This window comes from Halomonas qaidamensis (assembly GCF_025917315.1).
GTDB classification, from domain to species: domain Bacteria; phylum Pseudomonadota; class Gammaproteobacteria; order Pseudomonadales; family Halomonadaceae; genus Vreelandella; species Vreelandella qaidamensis.
This window is the reverse complement of record NZ_CP080627.1, coordinates 3,254,461-3,272,374: the sequence shown is the minus strand read 5'-3', so window position 1 is coordinate 3,272,374 and position 17,914 is coordinate 3,254,461. Positions and strand designations below refer to the sequence as shown.

16 protein-coding genes are annotated in these 17,914 nt (G+C 51.1%); 12 read left to right on the top strand and 4 right to left on the bottom strand.

Going from position 1 to position 17,914, the window contains the following annotated elements; genetic code table 11:
- Positions 1–98 precede the first annotated feature (98 nt).
- On the top strand, positions 99–1,871 hold the full coding sequence (locus K1Y77_RS14715; protein WP_264429213.1) for an ABC transporter transmembrane domain-containing protein: 1,773 nt from the start codon (positions 99–101) through the stop codon (positions 1,869–1,871).
- Positions 1,872–1,908: 37 nt separating this feature from the next.
- Positions 1,909–2,139: a hypothetical protein gene (locus tag K1Y77_RS14710; protein ID WP_030070821.1), complete on the top strand. Its 231-nt coding sequence runs from the start codon at positions 1,909–1,911 to the stop codon at positions 2,137–2,139.
- A 9-nt stretch (positions 2,140–2,148) separates the two neighbouring features.
- Here the strand turns inward: K1Y77_RS14710 and K1Y77_RS14705 are convergent, their stop codons facing one another.
- Complete coding sequence (locus K1Y77_RS14705) at positions 2,149–3,000, bottom strand: diguanylate cyclase domain-containing protein (RefSeq protein WP_264429211.1); 852 nt, start codon at positions 2,998–3,000, stop codon at positions 2,149–2,151.
- 325 nt (positions 3,001–3,325) lie between these two features.
- On the bottom strand, positions 3,326–4,735 hold the full coding sequence (gene mapR / locus K1Y77_RS14700; RefSeq protein ID WP_030070817.1) for a GntR family transcriptional regulator MpaR: 1,410 nt from the start codon (positions 4,733–4,735) through the stop codon (positions 3,326–3,328).
- Between the two features lie 302 nt (positions 4,736–5,037).
- Here mapR and ccoG point away from each other — a divergent pair, with 302 nt between their 5' ends.
- The 3 genes from ccoG (at position 5,038) to K1Y77_RS14685 (ending at position 9,406) form a co-directional block, all read left to right on the top strand.
- Positions 5,038–6,519 (top strand): cytochrome c oxidase accessory protein CcoG, encoded by a 1,482-nt coding sequence (gene ccoG, locus K1Y77_RS14695; RefSeq protein ID WP_264429209.1) that lies wholly within the window; start codon positions 5,038–5,040, stop codon positions 6,517–6,519.
- Positions 6,520–6,693: 174 nt separating this feature from the next.
- On the top strand, positions 6,694–8,436 hold the full coding sequence (locus K1Y77_RS14690) for a GGDEF and EAL domain-containing protein (protein ID WP_264429207.1): 1,743 nt from the start codon (positions 6,694–6,696) through the stop codon (positions 8,434–8,436).
- A 103-nt stretch (positions 8,437–8,539) separates the two neighbouring features.
- Positions 8,540–9,406, top strand: a complete 867-nt coding sequence (locus K1Y77_RS14685; protein ID WP_320055268.1) for an alpha/beta fold hydrolase — start codon at positions 8,540–8,542, stop codon at positions 9,404–9,406.
- A 60-nt stretch (positions 9,407–9,466) separates the two neighbouring features.
- Here K1Y77_RS14685 and K1Y77_RS14680 read toward each other — a convergent pair whose 3' ends face one another.
- Entirely contained in the window at positions 9,467–10,840 is a 1,374-nt protein-coding gene (locus tag K1Y77_RS14680; RefSeq protein ID WP_264429205.1) for a heavy metal sensor histidine kinase, read from the bottom strand.
- The gene (locus K1Y77_RS14675) at positions 10,840–11,511 is read right to left on the bottom strand and encodes a heavy metal response regulator transcription factor (RefSeq protein ID WP_030070809.1); all 672 of its coding nucleotides are present in this window, start codon (positions 11,509–11,511) and stop codon (positions 10,840–10,842) included. Before K1Y77_RS14675 ends, K1Y77_RS14680 begins: the two co-directional genes overlap by 1 nt.
- A gap of 135 nt (positions 11,512–11,646) precedes the next feature.
- Between K1Y77_RS14675 and K1Y77_RS14670 the strand changes: the two genes are divergently transcribed.
- The 7 genes from K1Y77_RS14670 to K1Y77_RS14640 all read left to right on the top strand — a co-directional run bounded on the left by K1Y77_RS14670 (position 11,647) and on the right by K1Y77_RS14640 (position 17,855).
- Positions 11,647–12,138 (top strand): GlcG/HbpS family heme-binding protein, encoded by a 492-nt coding sequence (locus K1Y77_RS14670; RefSeq protein ID WP_264017523.1) that lies wholly within the window; start codon positions 11,647–11,649, stop codon positions 12,136–12,138.
- A gap of 49 nt (positions 12,139–12,187) precedes the next feature.
- The gene (uraH, locus tag K1Y77_RS14665; RefSeq protein ID WP_264429203.1) at positions 12,188–12,598 is read left to right on the top strand and encodes a hydroxyisourate hydrolase; all 411 of its coding nucleotides are present in this window, start codon (positions 12,188–12,190) and stop codon (positions 12,596–12,598) included.
- A gap of 94 nt (positions 12,599–12,692) precedes the next feature.
- Positions 12,693–12,869, top strand: a complete 177-nt coding sequence (locus K1Y77_RS14660; protein ID WP_198023698.1) for a hypothetical protein — start codon at positions 12,693–12,695, stop codon at positions 12,867–12,869.
- A gap of 352 nt (positions 12,870–13,221) precedes the next feature.
- A complete protein-coding gene (locus K1Y77_RS14655; protein ID WP_030070803.1) occupies positions 13,222–14,160 on the top strand; it encodes a sugar ABC transporter substrate-binding protein in 939 nt (312 codons plus the stop codon).
- A gap of 167 nt (positions 14,161–14,327) precedes the next feature.
- Positions 14,328–15,338, top strand: coding sequence for an ABC transporter permease (locus tag K1Y77_RS14650; RefSeq protein ID WP_264017526.1), 1,011 nt, complete (start codon positions 14,328–14,330; stop codon positions 15,336–15,338).
- A gap of 16 nt (positions 15,339–15,354) precedes the next feature.
- The gene (locus tag K1Y77_RS14645) at positions 15,355–16,314 is read left to right on the top strand and encodes an ABC transporter permease (RefSeq protein WP_030070799.1); all 960 of its coding nucleotides are present in this window, start codon (positions 15,355–15,357) and stop codon (positions 16,312–16,314) included.
- A complete protein-coding gene (locus K1Y77_RS14640) occupies positions 16,311–17,855 on the top strand; it encodes a sugar ABC transporter ATP-binding protein (protein ID WP_264429199.1) in 1,545 nt (514 codons plus the stop codon). Before K1Y77_RS14645 ends, K1Y77_RS14640 begins: the two co-directional genes overlap by 4 nt.
- The last annotated feature ends 59 nt before the right edge of the window (positions 17,856–17,914 follow it).

Here is a 17,914-nt window from a genome sequence, read left to right as displayed (position 1 = left end):
AGCAGTGGCGAAAGCGCACACTACGCAATTGTTGGCTGCAGGCCGCCTTAGAGCCTGCTATGGTCGAAAACCGCTTTTCTTAGCGAGTATCTATCTATATGAGCCAGCGCCCCAATCGTCGTGTCCTGCTTCGGTTATTAGCACTTTTGCGTCCTTATCGTTTACGTCTTGCCTTAGCGGGCTTCGCCCTGCTGCTAGCGTCTGGCAGCGTGCTGTTGCTGGGCAACGGCTTACGTTTAGTCATCGATAATGGCTTTTTGGCGGCGGATTCCCAGGCGTTGGCCAAAACGCTGGGGTTAATGCTTGGCGTGGTAGCGCTATTAGCGATGGCATCAGCACTGCGTTACTACCAAGTCACCTGGATTGGAGAGCGTTTGGCGGCGGATCTACGCCAACGTGTTTTTGACCATTTGCTCACTCTGGAGCCGAGCTTTTTCGAGAGTGCTAGCGACGGCCGTGCAGCGGGGGAAGTCGCGTCGCGGCTGACTGCCGACACCAGTGTGTTGCAAAGCCTATTTGGGTCATCGATTTCACTGGCATTGCGTAATCTGGTCATGTTGGTGGGGGCGGTAGTGTTGATGCTGGTGACCCAGCCGTGGCTTTCAGCGATGGTGCTTTTGGGTATTCCTGCCACGCTGCTGCCGATTGTGTGGTACGGCCGGCGTGTGCGGCGGCTTTCGCGCACCAGCCAAGATCGTATTGCGGAGCTTGGTCGTTATGCCGAAGAGGCACTTAGCGGGCTCCAAACCCTCCAGGCGTTTAATCACGAAGCCGTTGATAAACGTCGCTACGGCCAGCGGGTAGAGCAGGCATTTAGTAGCGCGGTGGCGCGAACCCAGCAGCGTGCCTGGTTAACCGGTGTCGCGTTGCTGGTGGTTTTTAGCGGCGTTGGGTTAATGCTTTGGCAAGGTGGGCAGGCGGTGCTGGCGGGCACCATGAGTGCTGGTGAGTTGTCGGCATTTATTTTCTACGCGCTACTTGCGGCAGGTGCGGTGGCTACCTTAGCGGAAGTAGCTGGAGATGTGCAGCGCGCCGCGGGTGCGGCTGAACGGCTGCTGGAGCTATTGGATACCCACCCCACCATACAGTCGCCGGCCAACGCCGTGGCATTGCCGCCCGCCCGTGGTGAAATAACCCTAGAAGATATTCGCTTCACCTATCCGGGGAGAGAAACACCCGCCCTTAGTGGTTTTAATGTGAGCATTCAGGCCGGAGAGCGGGTGGCCGTTGTTGGGCCCTCTGGGGCTGGCAAAAGCACCTTGCTTGGGTTGCTGCTACGCTTTTACGACCCAGACCAAGGGCGCGTTACGCTGGATGGTCTTGATATTCGCACGATAGATATTGCTGAGTTGCGTGGGGCCATGGGATTAGTTGCTCAAGAGCCGGTACTGTTTAGTGGCTCGGTGGCTGACAACCTTCGCTATGGCTGCCCTGAAGCAAGCGATGAAAGGCTGCGTGCAGCTGCTGTTGATGCCAGCGCCAGCGACTTTATCGACGCGCTTCCCCAAGGGTATGACACGCCTCTTGGCCCAGGTGGTGTACAGCTTTCCGGTGGCCAGCGCCAGCGGTTGGCGATTGCCCGTGCGCTGCTTAAAAATCCGGCGGTACTACTGCTGGATGAAGCGACCAGTGCGCTAGATGCGGAAAGCGAGCGCCTTGTACAACAGGCGCTGGATAGGCTAATGCGCGGACGCACCAGCATTGTGATTGCTCACCGCTTAGCGACGGTGATTAATGCCGATCGCCTGTTGGTGCTGAAAGATGGCCGGCTTGTGGCCTCGGGCAGCCATGCTGAATTAATGACCACTAGTCCGCTTTATCGTCACTTAGCGGCGTTGCAGTTTGGCGCAGAGGCGTCGTTCGCCATATAGCAGTAAGCGCGATGAAATGATAAGGGGGATTTAACATATGTCATCACGACTGGGTGATCGTAACGTATGGTTTGGACTGCTGCTTGGCATGCTGGGGCTTATCTATATTCGGAGCATGGCTGCGAGTGGTTTGGCTGAGGTGCCACACATAATGGCGTCGCTGACCATTTTAATCCCAATGACCCTGTTTGGAGTGGTACTACGCAGCCCTTGGCCTGCAATCGTGGCGCTCGTTGCTTTAATGGTTATTAACATGACACTCAGCTAATGCTACCTATTAGCGGCACTTTTTTACTTTATACATAGCATTATCGGCATGCTTGAGCAGCGTATCGGCATCCTCCCCATCGGCAGGGTAGCAGGCCACACCGATACTACAGGATGGCATGCTGATCTCTCCAAATTCTGCGCCTAGTGGTTTCGCCATGACGGTGAGAATCTGATCTATCTTTTGTGAAACGCTCTTAATTGACTGGATGTCCGTCAGTAGTACCGTAAATTCATCACCGCCCATCCGCGCGACGGTATCCGTTTCGCGTAGGCAGCTTTCTAACCGTCGAGCCACCGTACAGAGCACCCCATCGCCCACGGCATGTCCATAGGTATCGTTAATTAACTTGAAGTCATTAATATCCAGGAAGAGCAGGGCGAGGCGATTCTGATGGCGCCGAGCTGCGCTGATACTGGTGGTCAAGCGATCATAGAAGAGCGACCGATTTGTTAGCTTAGTGAGTGGGTCGTGATGAGCAAGAAAGCGCAACTCCTCTTCGGCTTGCACTAGGGCGGTTACGTCCCGTGCTACACCTATCCGAACCTCCTCTTCTTTATACCAGCGGGCAGACCATAAAATGTGTACGGTGCTACCATCCTTGCGGAGATAGCGGTTGCGGAAATCGACATGGTGCTGGCCATTCATAACCCGGACAATAGATGCTCGCGTAGCCGATAGGTCATCAGGATGCATATAGTTAGTGATTAGAGAGCCAACCAGCTCATCGGCACGGTAACCAAGCAATGACTCACAAGCATCACTCACAAAGAGGATGTGATTGTCTCCATCGACCACGAAGACCGTGTCCAGCATCAAATGAACCAGCTTTGGATAGAGCGCTTGTAGGTCGACAGGCATAGGTTAATGTCTATTATATCGCTCGAGTAGCAGTGAGGTTTAATTTTTATTAACGTCACTATCATTAATAGGACACAATGACTCAAAAACCAAATAATTATTTACCAGCCTATGTATTTCGCAGGTGGGCGTGAATTATTTTTAAGAGTAGTTTGTAAAAGTCGCTTTTAAGAGCCGCTTTTAAGAGTAGTTGTTAAGAGCACTTTTTAAGAGCACTTTTTAAGAGTACTTGAACAGAACTTCTTTTAAGAATTGTTGTGAAGAATTGCTTTAGCGCTGCTTTGTCGTTGCTAGGTGGTGCTGTTCCATAACGTAGCTTGGGCGATTAAAACAGATTTAGCAGCTGCCCAAGGGTTTCCATGCCCCGTTCGCTCCGCGCTGTCCATGGATGGCCGTAGCTTAAGCGTACGCAGTGCCGGAACTGTTGGGTGGCCGAAAAGATGGGGCCTGGGGCTAAGCTAACGCCATGGTCGCGCGCCATGTTAAATAAGCGCAGCGAATCCACTTGCTCAGGAAACTCTACCCACAAAAAATAGCCGCCAGCAGGGCGGGTAATACGCGTTTGGGTGGGGAAGTGGCGATCTGCAGACGCTAGCATGCTGCCTTGTTGGGCTTCTAGCGCATGGCGGAGCTTACGTAAGTGGCGGTCATAGCCACCGTGCTGTAAATAATCGGCAATGGCTGCTTGGGCGGGAATGGAAGGCGAGATGGTCGTCATTAACTTCAGTCGTGAAATGGCTTCTGCGTAGCGTCCGCCTGCTACCCAGCCAACACGATAGCCAGGCGCCAAGCATTTCGAGAAAGAGCTACAGTGGATAACTAGCCCCTCCTCATCAAACGCTTTTACCGGAGCAGGAGGGGAGCTACCAAAGGTCAGCTCGGCATACACATCATCTTCTAACATGGGAACTTGATGCTGCTTTAATAGCTGATACAGCGCCTGTTTTCGTTCCTTGCTTAGACTGGCACCGAGTGGGTTTTGCAGATGGCTCATAAACCAGCAGGCTTTAATAGGCAATGCTTCCAGGCGTTCTGCCAATATCTCTAGATCAATGCCCTCCCGTGGGTGAACCGGAATTTCCACCGCTCGCAGCTTCAGCCGTTCCAACACTTGTAAGCTGGCATAAAACGCCGGCGACTCAATCGCTACAAGGTCTCCCGGCTGGGTTACGCACTGTAGGGCTAAGTTAAGGGCCTCCATTGCGCCATTGGTAATCACCAGCTCTTCCATCGGTAGTTGAATACCGCCTAGCATGTAGCGCAAGGCAATCTGTCGACACAGATCGATATGTCCAGTGGTCATATCAGCCACCACTTGCTGAGGCGAAAGTGCTCGTAGCCCCCGTGTCATGCTGGTGCTAAGACGCGACAGCGGGAAAAGTTCGGGGCTTGGAAAGGCGGACCCAAAGGGCACCGTTCGGTCATCCTGCAGTGAGTCGAGTACCGAAAATACGAGCTCACTGACCTCTACTTCCGCTGGGTCGGTGGGTTGCAACGTCATCCGTGGTTCACCCAGCAGGCGCCGAGCATGTTCACGAACAAAATAGCCTGAGCGCGCCCGCGCTGTGATGAGCCCGCGATTTTCCAGGAGGTAGTAAGCCTGAAACACCGTCGACGGGCTGATCCCGTGGCGGTGGCTGGCCTGGCGAACAGACGGGATCCGCTCGCCAGGGCCAAGCACGCCCTGGCGGATCAGCGTGGCTATCTCATCAGCAAATTGTTCATAACGTTTCATGGTGTAAACCATCGTCGATGCGTTGAGTAGAGCAGAGCGTCAATATACGCCATTACAGTGAGGCTCTCTGCCGTTGGGGGAGGCCACTGTGGCGCATGTAAGAAACTTAAAACAGGCTCACGTCTATTAAAAAAAAGCATATCAGCAGCGGGGTTGCTAGTGGGCAATCCTTAAACTGATACGCACTATTTCTCTAAAACTGCGCCTGTTTGTAGTGCCGCTTAGTGGGGATAGTAGTGGTGAATCATCGGCGACGCCCCTCGATCGTATAGACCTCTATTCTCTCCTTTTTGGATATCGGTATGACGCAACGCATTCCACTGCAAAACCTGACCACAGACCCTTCGGTTAGTCACCATACGCCATCCTCTCAGCCATCTCATGCTCAGCCATCTAGCTATCAGCCACCTCATCATAGTAAGCCCCCTAAGCTTGGGCATGTGTACGTGCGAGAGATAGGTGGTTTTTTTCAGCGCATTCGGCGGCGCTCGAATTGGTTGCTAATGGCGCTGTATTTTGGCTTGCCATGGGTCAACTGGGGGGATCGGCCGCTGGTATGGTTCGATCTTTCTGCACAAGAGTTTCATCTGTTTGCGGCGACGTTTTATCCACAAGATTTTATCTTACTTACCTGGATCTTAGTGCTGTGCGCGTTTGGCCTGTTTTTGATCACGGTAGCGGCTGGCCGAGTGTGGTGTGGCTATAGCTGCCCGCAAAGTGTTTGGACCTTTTTGTTTATATGGTTTGAGCATCGCTTGGAAGGGCCACGGCACCGGCGCATACGCCGTGATAAGGCACCACGTACGCTGGATACGCTGTGGCGTAAGACAGCTAAACATACCGCTTGGCTGCTAATTGCTTTGGCAACAGGGGTCACCTTCGTCGGTTATTTCACGCCGATTCGAGCGTTAGTGGTGGATTTTATCAGCCTAAATGCGCACCCCTGGGCGCTATTTTGGATCGGCTTCTTCACGGTTTTTACGTACTTAAATGCTGGCTGGCTGCGCCATCAAGTATGTCTTCATATGTGTCCTTACTCGCGCTTTCAGTCAGCGATGTTCGACGCTAATACGCTAATCGTGTCTTATGATGCTGCCCGCGGTGAGCCGCGTCGCAATCATCTCAAGAACAATCATCTCCATAAGGGTATTGAAACAACCCGGGTTGGCGACTGCATCGACTGTGAGCTGTGTGTTCAGGTATGCCCAACAGGCATCGATATTCGTGATGGGTTGCAGTATGAATGCATTGGCTGTGCCGCGTGTATTGATGCCTGTGACAGCGTAATGGCACGTATTAATAAACCGCTTGGCCTTGTGCGATATACCACAGAGCGGGCGTTGTCAGGTAAAACCACCCGTTTTTGGCGTCCGCAGCTAATTGCTTACGCGGTAGCACTGCTATCCATGGTGGTACTGCTCGTTAGTTTCTTGAATACGCGAGTACCTATTGACGTGGACATTGTGCGGGACCGGCAAACGCTGTTTGAAGGCACGGCAGATGGGCGGGTCATTAATTATTACAACGTAACGCTACGTAATCACGATAGCCAGCCGCATCGTTATGCGCTATCAGCCGCGGGTCTGCCAGGCCTGCGTTTACAAGGAGTGGAAACCATTGAGGTAGAAGCTAACAAAACCCGCCACTTACGCATTGCACTGACCGTAGAAGAGGACACCCTTAGGCTGCCTAGCCACTCTATTGAGCTACATTTTGTCGCTTTAGACGACCCGTCGATAACAAGCTCCAACGAAACACGCTTCCTAGGGCCTCAAAGAGAATAACTGTTTCCTGAGAACGCTCCCTCTGGGGGGCTTTTCATGTGGATATTGAAAATTCTTATCTTTGTATCAAATAGTTACGCTTTAAAAATGGCAACTTATTTCATTATCAGAGACTATACGCATATGTAAAATACTTTTACTCATAAATCATCGTGACTTTACTCAAGGCAGATCATGGTTATAGCTAACTTATATGCGCTTAATGATTTCCCTGTAGGGTGCATGGTGACCGACTATAAACGTCGGATTCTCTATAGTAATCGCTATCTTGAGCAATATCACGGTTATTCAACGGATGAAGTAGTGGATATTGATCTGTTTACGCTATTAAGCAGAGCGTCACAGATTATGTATGACACTTATATAGTGCCTATTTTGGTACGTGAAAAACGGTGCGAAGAAATCCGTCTTTCTATGGTGACCCGCTCTAATAGCGTACTACCCATTGTGGTTAGTGTACGTTGTGGCGATAGCGACAATGAACGACTTTTTTGGAGTATTAGTAGTGCTAGCCGCTCTGAACAACTGTTTGAAGAGCTGACAGAAACCAAACAACTGCTAGAGCAAAAAGTTTCTTTGCTGCGTACCATATCAGACACTGACCAGTTGACAGGTCTACCTAATCGCACTGCCTTGACCAAACACCTTGACCAGAAAATCGTTGATTCCAAGAAAGATGGCTTGGCATTTGCGCTTGCGTTTGTTGATCTTGATGGATTCAAAGAGGTTAATGATCGCTACGGTCACCATATGGGCGATAAAATACTCCAACTAGTCGCTAAGCGATTGGCCAGTAACCTCAGAAGTGATGACTTAATTGCCCGCTTTGGTGGTGATGAGTTTGTGATTTTTTTAAATAGCAGCTTTAGTGCCAGTTTAGTAGAAGAAGCACTTTCTCGGCTGATCAGTAAGTTAGCAGAACCTTTTGATATCGATTCTGTGCTTTTACAGCTCTCGGCCAGTATTGGCGTTACGCTATATCCACAGTCGAAAGACGTTGAGCCAGACCAGCTAATCCGTCAGGCTGACCAAGCGATGTATCAAGCAAAGCTTGCTGGTAAGAATCAGATATGTCTATTCAATGTCGACAATGAGCAAGTGCAAAAAGGCAAGCAATCAGAGCTATCTGCCATTAGGGAGGCGATGGAAGATGGCCAGTTTGAGCTTTACTATCAACCAAAAATCAATATGTTGACGGGTAAGGTGCTGGGAGCAGAAGCTCTCATACGTTGGAACCATCCTGATGAGGGGTTAAAAGCACCGGCTACTTTTTTACCTGTGCTTACTAATACGGCTACCGGGATAGAGCTGGGACGCTGGGTAATTAATAGCGCGCTTTGCCAGCTTCAGGCGTGGCTTCAGCAGGGTTTGAATTTCCATGTGAGTGTTAATATTGATGGGTATCACTTACAGCATTCCCAGTTTCTTCACGATTTAAGCAGCCTACTAGCAGGCTTCCCCAACTTACCTAAACAGCGGCTTGAGCTTGAAGTGCTGGAAACAAGCACTATCGAGGACGTCAGTCATGTTTACTCGGTGTTGACTGCCTGTCGTATGATGGGAATTCGTATCTCATTAGATGACTTTGGGACCGGTTACTCCTCATTAAGCCACCTAAGAGACCTATCGGTCGATACACTTAAAATCGATCGTAGTTTTGTACAAAACATGCTGACTAGCGTTGGCGACCTTGCCATTCTAAAGGGCGTTATTGGTTTTGCAGGCGCGTTCGAATGTGACTTGGTCGCAGAAGGTGTTGAAACTCTTCAACATAGTCAGCAGCTTATTGAACTAGGCTGTGAATGTGGACAAGGATATTTTATTGCCCGCCCGATGACAGCGACCGCTTTTAAAAAATGGATCGAAGAGTGGGAAAAAGGGGGATTTCAACGAAAATTTAAACATTCAGGTGTTTGAGTTCGACAGCATAAGATTAATTTTTTGAGATAATTTAGTGAAGTGTTTTAATCTAAAATTAGCGATAATTTTATTAAGCGATGTTGCTAAAAGAAGTTAAAGATTGTTGGAAGGTTTTAAAAAAATAGCAGATTTGTTAGAAGAAAGTAGAGGCGTTTACGTGTTGACGAAAGAAAGAGTAATTGAAAGAAATAATGTAAAAATTATTGGGTCTGGCAGCAAAACACTAATGTTAGCCCATGGTTTTGGCTGTGATCAAAATGTGTGGCAGTACCTCATTCCACAATTACAAGAGCACTATACGCTGGTGCTTTTTGATTATGTGGGATCAGGCCAATCGCAAATTTCGGCCTTCAGCGAATCGCGCTACTGTGCCCTGGAAGGCTATGCACACGATGTGACCGACATCTGTGAAGCTCTAGATCTGACTGAGGTGCATTTTGTTGGTCATTCAGTTAGTTGCAACATTGGCCTATTAGCGGCCATTGCTCAGCCAGAACGATTCTCCAGTCAGATTATGATCTGCCCTTCACCGTGTTTTCTAAATATGCCGCCAGATTACTATGGCGGCTTTGAGCGAGCAGATCTTGAAGAGCTTATTGAACTGATGGATCGAAATTATATGGGCTGGGCCAATTATCTGGCGCCTCTCATTATGGGGGCCGAGAGCTCTCAGCAATTAATTGGAGAGCTTTCCAGTAGTTTCTGCTCTACCGACCCGGTGGTGGCTAAATCGTTTGCGCGCGCCACTTTTTTCTCAGACTATCGCCATTTACTGTCTCAAACGGCACATCCCTCTTTAGTGCTGCAAAGTGAGATAGACTCCTTGGCAAATCCAGAGGTTGGTCATTACCTACATGCCCATTTACCTGATAGCACGCTGCGGATAATGGCAAGCGAAGGGCATTGCATTCACATGACCCATCCAGACCGCGTCGTTCGAGAAATTAACGCTTGGCTAGGTGGATGATGTTACTTAATCGTCGTTACTCCTATGATTCGTCGTTACTCTTATGCTTCGTCGTTACTCTTATGCTTCGTCGTTACTCTTGAGCGTTAACGTAAAGGTAGTGCCTTCTTGGTTATTACTTTCAACCTGGACGTCGCCTTGATGCCACTGTGCAATAGAGCGAACAATGGCTAGCCCTAAGCCGCCTGAACCTGCCACGCCGCTTCGCGCTGGGTCGCAGCGATAGAACCGCTCAAACACTCTTGGCAAGTCTTCTGGTGGTATCGCGGGGCCATGATTATGAATGCGTAACTCGATTTGGCCTTCAACGCTGGTGGTAGAGATGCTGATAGGGGTTCCTGAGCGCCCATAGCGCAGGGCATTAGCGATTAGATTGGCTAAGGCTGTGCGCAGTAGGTCACGGTTGGCAACCACGCTACCGTGGCTGTGGTTCACTAGCGAGCGATCATCGTCCTCTGCCATGCCCTCGAAGTAATCACATAGCTGAGTGACTAACTCACCGAGGTCGACCTGCTCACAGGGTAGGGTATGTGAAGGGCTTTCGGTACGTGCTAGGAACAGCAGGCTATCGATCATTCTTGATAAGCGCTCATACTCTTCGATATTCGATTCCAGCACCTGACGATACTCCGCATCACTTCTGTCCCGGCGCAGGGTATGTTGTGTCTGTCCTAGCAAGTTGGTTAAGGGGGTTCGCAGTTCGTGTGCCATATCTGCAGAGTGGCGTGAGAGCTGCGAAAACCCTTCTTCTAATCGATCGAGCATTCGATTCAGGCCTTGGCTGAGACGGCTGATTTCCTCGGTTTCGCCAGCCACACTTAGGCGATGATTCAGTTGGCGAATGTCAATGCGTGCCGCCTGTTCAGCTAAGCGTCGCAGCGGTTGAAGCCCCTGTCGGCTGACGCCCCAGCCAAGTAAAAATGCCAGTAAGGCGCCGACGATTAATGCAATCCATAGCTTGAACTGGTAGGCAGCGAGCATCTGATTACGCTCATTAAGTAACTTACCTGCGACCAGTGTTAATGGCTGGCCATTTTGTTCAAGGGTGTGCCATGCCAGTCTTGCTGGTATTGACCCGGACGTATCATTAAAGCGGACGGTCGTCGTCATCGGTAGATCCGGCACAGGCAGATTGCTTGGGTTAACCTCAATCAATACCTGTCCCTCGTTATCAATTACCCACAGTAAGCTGTCGTGATTGCCCAGCATGTTGGCATAGAGTTGAGGGCGTTGGTGAAGCATCGTAATACTTTCACCATCGTAGAGCAGCGCTTCCATGCGCTCTAGGCGGCCATGCAGCATTTGGTCATCACGCCAAGCAATTTCACGTGTCAGCGAGTGGTAGAGATAAGTGCCGATACTGCCCAGCAGTAGCACGCTGACCAGGGCAAAAAGTAGCGATAAGCGCGTTGCTAACGAGTTCAGCGTTGGCATTAAGAACGCTCCTCAAGCACATAACCCATGCCGCGCTCGGTGTGGATGAGTTTAGTGGGAAAGGGGTCGTCGAGTTTAGCGCGAAGTCGCCGGATAGCCACTTCGACGACGTTGGTATCGCTGTCAAAATTCATTTGCCACACCCGAGAAGCAATATAGGTGCGTGATAGCACTTCACCTTCTCGGTCGAGAAATAGCTCTAAAAGCGCAAATTCTTTGTTGGTGAGTGCAAGTCGTTCGCCTTGACGGGTAACGCGGCGGCGCAAAACATCCATCTCTAAATCGGCGACGCGAAAGTGCTCTCTTTCGCGAGGCGGGCTGCGGCGTAACAGTGTGCGCACGCGGGCTAGCAGTTCGACAAATGAGAAGGGCTTGACCAAGTAGTCGTCTGCACCTAATTCCAGCCCTTTAACGCGATACTCCACGGCATCGCGGGCGGTCAAAAATAGCACTGGTACTTGGCTGCGGCGGCGGATCAGTGGTAGCAACTGCCAGCCATCAAGGCCGGGCAGCATGACATCAAGAATGATCAGGTCGAATTCGTCCTCTTCAATGTAATGCTGCGCATCGTATCCATCGCGTGCTATCTCAACGGCATAACCTGATTCACCTAGCCCTCTGCTCAGGTAATCAGCGGTTTTTTGTTCGTCTTCTACTACCAGGATACGCATGCCGTGTCCCCGCGAAATCGACACAGAGTAGCCGGATCGGACGCTTTTTCACATTACAAATCTGTAATGCTGCCGTCAGGTGTTTGACGAGGTCGAGCTGTCAGGATGATGCCATCACTTGATAAGGAGACTTTCATGACATCACGACGTGCTCGCCTGCCCCTGCTTGGTGCTGTCTTGTTGGCCGGTAGCGTGCTTGCCGATACCGGGCCGCTACAGCAGCAGACGCTGTCGCTAGATCTGGCTAATCGCTTAGTGAATGCCACCTTGGAAGCGTGCCATGCCGATGGCCGTACAGCCGTGGTCGCTGCGGTAGACCGTGGTGGCAACCTGGTGGCTTTGCAACGCGATGACAACATCGGCCCCCACAACACGGTGGCCGCCCAACGCAAAGCATTTACGTCTTTGTCGACCGGCAGTACCAGCCGCGCGTTATCTGAGCATGCTCGCCAAGACCCTGAGTCGGCCAACCTAAACACGTTGGATGAATTGCTGCTATTGGGTGGCGGTGTGCCGCTCAGAGTCGAGGGTGAGCTGATTGGTGCCCTTGGCGTTGCCGGAGCAGGTGGTTCTGCCATTGACGAAGGCTGTGCCCTGACGGCTATCGACAGCGTAATACCCCAGTAAATCCCATAAAGATCGCTCTTTACCTATCACCCTAAAAGGATGTTTTTTTATGAAACTATTGTCTGCCCTGTTTGCCGGTATGGTTTTTAGCAGCGTTGCTGCCACTGCACTGGCGGCTGATAACCCGCTAAGCGTTCATGTCCTCAATATCCAGAACGGCCAGCCATCCCCCGGCGTTGATGTTGAGCTTGAACGACATACCGATGGGGGCTGGGAGTCACTGGCAACAGCAACTACCGACGATGCAGGTCGTGTGTCAGCCCTTTATCCCACTGATGAGGCATTCTTACCAGGTACTTACCGTGTGACGTTTGAAACCGGTGAATGGTTTGAAGCACACGGCACCGCTACTTTCTTCCCCAATGTACCAGTGCCTTTCGAGGTAGAAGATGCTGACCAGCATTACCACATTCCACTGCTGCTTAGCCCTTACGGCTACTCAACGTACCGCGGTAACTAATTAAGCATCGATGAACCCCCTGGTTTATTCGTGAGCACATCTTTTTAGATGTTCCATTTATTTGTTGCTTAAGTAAAACGAGAGAGAATGAATCATGAAAGTACTTAACATCGTCGCTGCCATCGCTCTTGCACTGGTCTCTGGTGTTGCGTTAGCAGAGCGGGGTTCTGGTGAAGATAATCAGATCGCCTATCCTGAATCGACGTCTCAACAGCAAAGCGGTGCTGATGGGCATAACGCATTTGTTGATCTGTCAGCCAGAAATCGTTAAGCGTTAGCGTAGCTTGAATAACTGTCTGTGTTAGTTCATTAGCATAGCGGCCTCTTTTATAGTGGCCGCTATGCGGCCATTCAGTCACCGCCTTTTCTTTAGCTGTCTCCTCATTCCTTGCTCTCCTCGTCCCTCATCCCTCGCTATTCTCGGTTTTTTTGTCTTTCTGCGCGGCTTTGTTTTTTAGTTTATGTTTCTCTCTTTGCGTGTAAGCAACAAAAAATAACCATTTTGGCCATTTCTATATGGCGGTCGCGTTGTGCCGAAACAAAGCCCGGCAGTAAGCTCCAAACCCAGGCTTGTATGGCCTGCAGGCTAAAAACAATTACTAAAAAACGTCAGGAGAAACGCAATGTTCAAGAAAACCGCTATTGCCGCATCTGTCATTATGATGTCGATCACGACGGCGCAAGCTGAAAGCACCTATCGCATTGGTATTACCCAAAACAACGTCGGTGTTGATAGTTACCAAACTACCTATGAGAGTGCCTTTGAAGCTGCTGCAGAGAGCGCTGGCAATGTAGATATTGTTGTGCTGGATGCTGGCGGCGATGTCGCGCGTCAGATTGGCCAGATGCAGGATCTTATTCAGCAGCGTGTCGACGCCATTATTATTTGGCCAACCAATGGACAGGCTGTTATCCCTGCCATTCGCCAAGCGCATAACGCAGGTATTCCGGTGGTCGTCACCAACTCTAAAATTGCTGAAGCGGGACTTGAGTTCATCGCTGCCTTCTCTGGCCCAGACAATGTCCAGCAAGGTATTTCCTCTGCTGAGATGATGTGTGATGCCTTGGGTGGAGAAGGACAAATCGTACAGATTGCCGGCCAACCCGGTTATACCACGGCCATGGAGCGTGCGGCCGGTTTTGAAGAGCGCCTCGCTGAAGCGTGTCCAGGTGTTGAGTTAATGGAGACCCAGCCAGGCAACTGGAACCGCGAGCGCGCACAGCGGGTGATGGAAGATTTCTTGACCAAGTATGATCGTATTGATGGTGTTTATTCCGGCGATGACAATATGGGCGTTGGCGCTTTAAATGCTGCTAAAGGCGCCGATCGTGCAGATGACATTATCTTCATTGGCGCCACCAACTTTGCAGTTGGCTACGACGCTATTGAGCGTGGCGAGTATTACGGTTCTATTTATCAGTCTCCTGTTGATGATGCGGAAGCAGCTTTGCAAACAGCCCTAGATGTACTGGCTGGAGAAGAAGTGCCGAAAATGAACTTCTTCGAAACACCAAAAATCACCGCTGAAAACCTCGAAGCGTTTGACCGTCCGGTTTTCTAAAGGCAGAGCGTACTGCTGCCTGGTGTTATGGGTGTGTATCGCCTACTAACACCGGCACGGCGTGACCCTAAAGGCAGGTTTCCTGCGTAGGGGGGTACGGTTAGCGTGGCGGGATAGCCCCCGTGCTAACCGGTGCTTTCCGAGGTGATTTTATACAGGTGAATAGCATGGCTTCCGCAGAGCAATCAAAACCTAGGCTGCTGCCGGGAAAACTTAGCAAGGCTGGTGTGCTGAGTTTTCTATCGGCTCAGGGAATACTTATTTTTTTCCTGCTCAGTATGTTCGTTTTTTCGTTCTTCTCTGAGCAGTTTCTCTCCCAGTCCAACATCATGACCGTGGTGCGTCAGGCATCCATCATTGGCATCATCGCAGTCGGTGTCAGCGTGGTGATTATCGGTGGCAACCTTGACCTCTCAGTAGGCTCGATGCTGTCGTTTTCTACCGTTCTAGTAGTCGATTTACACGACAAAATAGGCCCCACTAATGCCATTTTGTTGATGTTCGCGCTGACCCTGATGATTGGTGCTGTGAACGGGTTTTTGATTGGCTTTCTGCGTCTCAATTCACTGATTGTGACCTTGGCGATGCTATCGGCCATTCAAGGCTTTGTGCTGATCTACAGCGGCGGACAAAACGTCGATATCGCCGATCAGGAAGGCACCTGGTTTGCGTTCTTTGGACGTGGCTATGTCGGTGGTATTGCGGTCCCTATTCTTATGTTTGGTCTGCTAGCTATCGTGATGCAGGTGGTGATGTCCTATACCGGATACGGCCGACGCATTTTTGCGGTGGGCGGTAACCCGATGGCCGCCGTTTACTCTGGTATTCGCAAGAACTGGTGCGTGTTTAGCACCTATCTGATTTCAGCTTTCTGTGTGGCCTGTGCCGCTCTAGTACTTGGCTCACGGGTAATGGGCTCGCAAAACAACGTAGGCCAGGGCTACGAGCTGCTGGTATTGGCGGGGATCATTCTGGGCGGCACCAGCCTGCTGGGCGGTGCGGGCAGTATTTGGAAAACCGTGATTGGCGTGTTGATCCTGGGCTTTATCCAGAATGGCCTGCTGTTGATGGGCTACCCCTATTACATCCAGTGGATTGTGACCTGGGTCATTATCATTCTGGCCGTATGGCTGGATCTCGCTAACAAGCGTAAGAGCTTGTTCACGACCCACTCATAACGCGGAGGAATGCAACATGACATCAATTAAAGGATTCTTCCGTGGCAGGACGAGTATCCAGCCTATCTGGGTGTTTGTTATCGCGCTCTTTATTTTCTTCAGCTTTATGTCGGAGTACTTCCTATCGTTTGGCAACATCACCAATATTCTGGTGCAGACCTCAACGATTGGCCTGATCGCCCTAGGCATGACCTTCGTTATGATCAACGGCAACATCGATTTGTCAGTGGGAGCGATACTAGGGCTAGCCGCTTCCCTAGCGGTGGGTTTGCAGGAAGTTAGCATGACGCTGGCAATTCTAGCGGCCTTGGGTTCAGGAATCTTGCTGGGTGCCCTGAATGGGTTTGTGGTGTGGAAAACCGGTGTTAACGCTTTCATCGTTACGCTCGGCGCCATGCTAGGCGTACGCGGCCTGATTTTCCTGTACACCGGTGAGCAGTCCTTCTTTGCTATGAACTTTGCGTTTGCAGACTTTGGTACCAGCACGATTGGGCCGGTACCGGTGTTGGCCATCATCTTTCTAGTTTGCGCATTGATCATGCATCTGGTGCTAACCCGTACCGGCCATGGCCGTAATACCTTTGCCGTTGGCGGCAACCCTGAAGCCTCCATCGATGCGGGCATCCGCCTGGGCCGCCATATGATGATCAACTTTATTATTGTGGGCTTCTTTGCTGCCCTGGCAGGTGTATTGCTAGCCAGTCAGATGGGAGCGGCGACGCCGAATTTGGGGCGTGACTATGAGCTTTGGGTGATTACCGCGGTTGTGCTGGGTGGCACCAAACTGACCGGTGGCTACGGCAGCATTGTAGGCACCCTGGGCGGCGTGTTGGCAATCGGCATTCTGCGTAATGGCATGAACCTGATGCAGGTGCCAGCCTTCTACGTGCTGGTGATCCTCGGTGCGATCCTCATTTCAGTACTTATTATTGATAAGAAACTCAATGCGCCCTCGACCAAGGAGGTGCGGATATGAATCCCTCCCCAACCCAATCACGCCAGCCGGTTGACGCCGCGCCGATACTTGAACTCAAAGGTATTACCAAGCGATTCCCTGGTGTTGTGGCACTCAACAATGTCGATTTCGATGTCCGTCCCGGCGAGGTACACGCCTTGCTTGGGGAGAATGGCGCGGGTAAATCAACCCTGATGAAGGTGCTGGCCGGTAAGCATCAAGCCAATGAAGGCAAGATTATTCTGGGCGGCCAAGAGATGGCCTTTGAAAACCCCAAACATGCCAAGCGTGCAGGCGTAGTGCTGATCCACCAGGAGCAGTCGCTGGTACCGGAGATGACGGTCGCCGAAAACATTTTTCTGGGTAGCCTGCCAAGAAAACCGTTCAACCGCGTTGACTGGCGCAAGCTGCGCGAGGATACCAACAAGATACTGGAAACCCTCAAGTGTGGCTTTCAGCACGATGACCTGGTGGGTTCGCTGTCGATTGCTAAGAAACAGATGGTGGAAATTGGTCGGGCACTGGCCTTCACCCCCCAAGTCGTGGTGTTTGATGAACCGACAGCGTCGCTCACCGACCACGAAAAGCCGGTGCTTTACGATGTGATCAATTCGCTGTGTGAGCAGGGCGTGGGGATTGTGTATATCTCCCACCGTATGGACGAGATCTTTCACCTTTCTCACCGCATTTCGGTGCTGCGAGACGGCGAATACACCGGCACCGTCAATACCGTAGATACCAACGAAGACGAGATCACCCGGATGATGATCGGCCGCAGTCTGGAGCTTGATCATGCCAGCAAGCCAACGGAGTTCGGCGACAACCTGCTGGAAGTGCGCAACCTCTCGGTGAAGCGGGTGTTCGAGAACGTCAGCTTTAACGTGCGCAAGGGCGAGATTGTTGGCATGTATGGCCTAGTAGGGGCAGGGCGCTCTGAAGTAGCAGAAACCATCTTTGGATTGCGCACGCCTTCCGCTGGGGAAGTGGTATTGGATGGTGACGTTGTCAACTTTCGCAGCGCCCACGATGCGGTTGCCAGTGGCGTTGCGTTAGTCCCTGAAGACCGCAAAGACCAAGGGCTGATTCTGGGCATGAACTGCCGAGACAACATGACCCTGGCAAGTCTTTCTAGCGTGTCGTCACTGGGCTTTATGACGAGTTCGAAAGAGCGTGAAGTCTATGACAAATATCATCAGGCAATGAAGATCAAGACGCCTAGCTGGCGACAGAAGGTGGGCAACCTCAGCGGTGGTAACCAGCAGAAGATTGTTATCGGCAAATGGCTGCATACCCATCCGAAGCTATTGATTCTTGATGAGCCCACCCGAGGCATTGATGTAGGTTCCAAGTCGGAAATTCACACCCTGGTGAAAGACTTAGCTAAATCCGGCTATGCGGTGCTGGTGATCTCTTCCGAGATGCCGGAAGTGCTGGGGTTGAGTAACCGCATTATCGCTATGTACGACGGCCGTGTGACCGCTGAATTTGATGGCGATAACGTCAGTGAGGACGAACTGGTTCAGGCGATTACCGGCATGGGCAAGCAGGCACAGGCGAGCTAGCTCGCTGTGTTGCGACTGATGTGCACTGCAAAGAGCACATACAGACCACTTCAAACGTA

Excerpts from the sequence above, each read along its gene's own strand:
- K1Y77_RS14715 (WP_264429213.1), top strand. The coding sequence starts at position 99 with ATGAGCCAGCGCCCCAATCGTCGTGTCCTGCTTCGGTTATTAGCACTT.
- K1Y77_RS14710 (WP_030070821.1), top strand. The coding sequence starts at position 1,909 with ATGTCATCACGACTGGGTGATCGTAACGTATGGTTTGGACTGCTGCTT.
- K1Y77_RS14705 (WP_264429211.1), bottom strand. The coding sequence starts at position 3,000 with ATGCCTGTCGACCTACAAGCGCTCTATCCAAAGCTGGTTCATTTGATG.
- mapR (WP_030070817.1), bottom strand. The coding sequence starts at position 4,735 with ATGAAACGTTATGAACAATTTGCTGATGAGATAGCCACGCTGATCCGC.
- ccoG (WP_264429209.1), top strand. The coding sequence starts at position 5,038 with ATGACGCAACGCATTCCACTGCAAAACCTGACCACAGACCCTTCGGTT.
- K1Y77_RS14690 (WP_264429207.1), top strand. The coding sequence starts at position 6,694 with ATGGTTATAGCTAACTTATATGCGCTTAATGATTTCCCTGTAGGGTGC.
- K1Y77_RS14680 (WP_264429205.1), bottom strand. The coding sequence starts at position 10,840 with ATGCCAACGCTGAACTCGTTAGCAACGCGCTTATCGCTACTTTTTGCC.
- K1Y77_RS14675 (WP_030070809.1), bottom strand. The coding sequence starts at position 11,511 with ATGCGTATCCTGGTAGTAGAAGACGAACAAAAAACCGCTGATTACCTG.
- K1Y77_RS14670 (WP_264017523.1), top strand. The coding sequence starts at position 11,647 with ATGACATCACGACGTGCTCGCCTGCCCCTGCTTGGTGCTGTCTTGTTG.
- uraH (WP_264429203.1), top strand. The coding sequence starts at position 12,188 with ATGAAACTATTGTCTGCCCTGTTTGCCGGTATGGTTTTTAGCAGCGTT.
- K1Y77_RS14660 (WP_198023698.1), top strand. The coding sequence starts at position 12,693 with ATGAAAGTACTTAACATCGTCGCTGCCATCGCTCTTGCACTGGTCTCT.
- K1Y77_RS14655 (WP_030070803.1), top strand. The coding sequence starts at position 13,222 with ATGTTCAAGAAAACCGCTATTGCCGCATCTGTCATTATGATGTCGATC.
- K1Y77_RS14650 (WP_264017526.1), top strand. The coding sequence starts at position 14,328 with ATGGCTTCCGCAGAGCAATCAAAACCTAGGCTGCTGCCGGGAAAACTT.
- K1Y77_RS14645 (WP_030070799.1), top strand. The coding sequence starts at position 15,355 with ATGACATCAATTAAAGGATTCTTCCGTGGCAGGACGAGTATCCAGCCT.
- K1Y77_RS14640 (WP_264429199.1), top strand. The coding sequence starts at position 16,311 with ATGAATCCCTCCCCAACCCAATCACGCCAGCCGGTTGACGCCGCGCCG.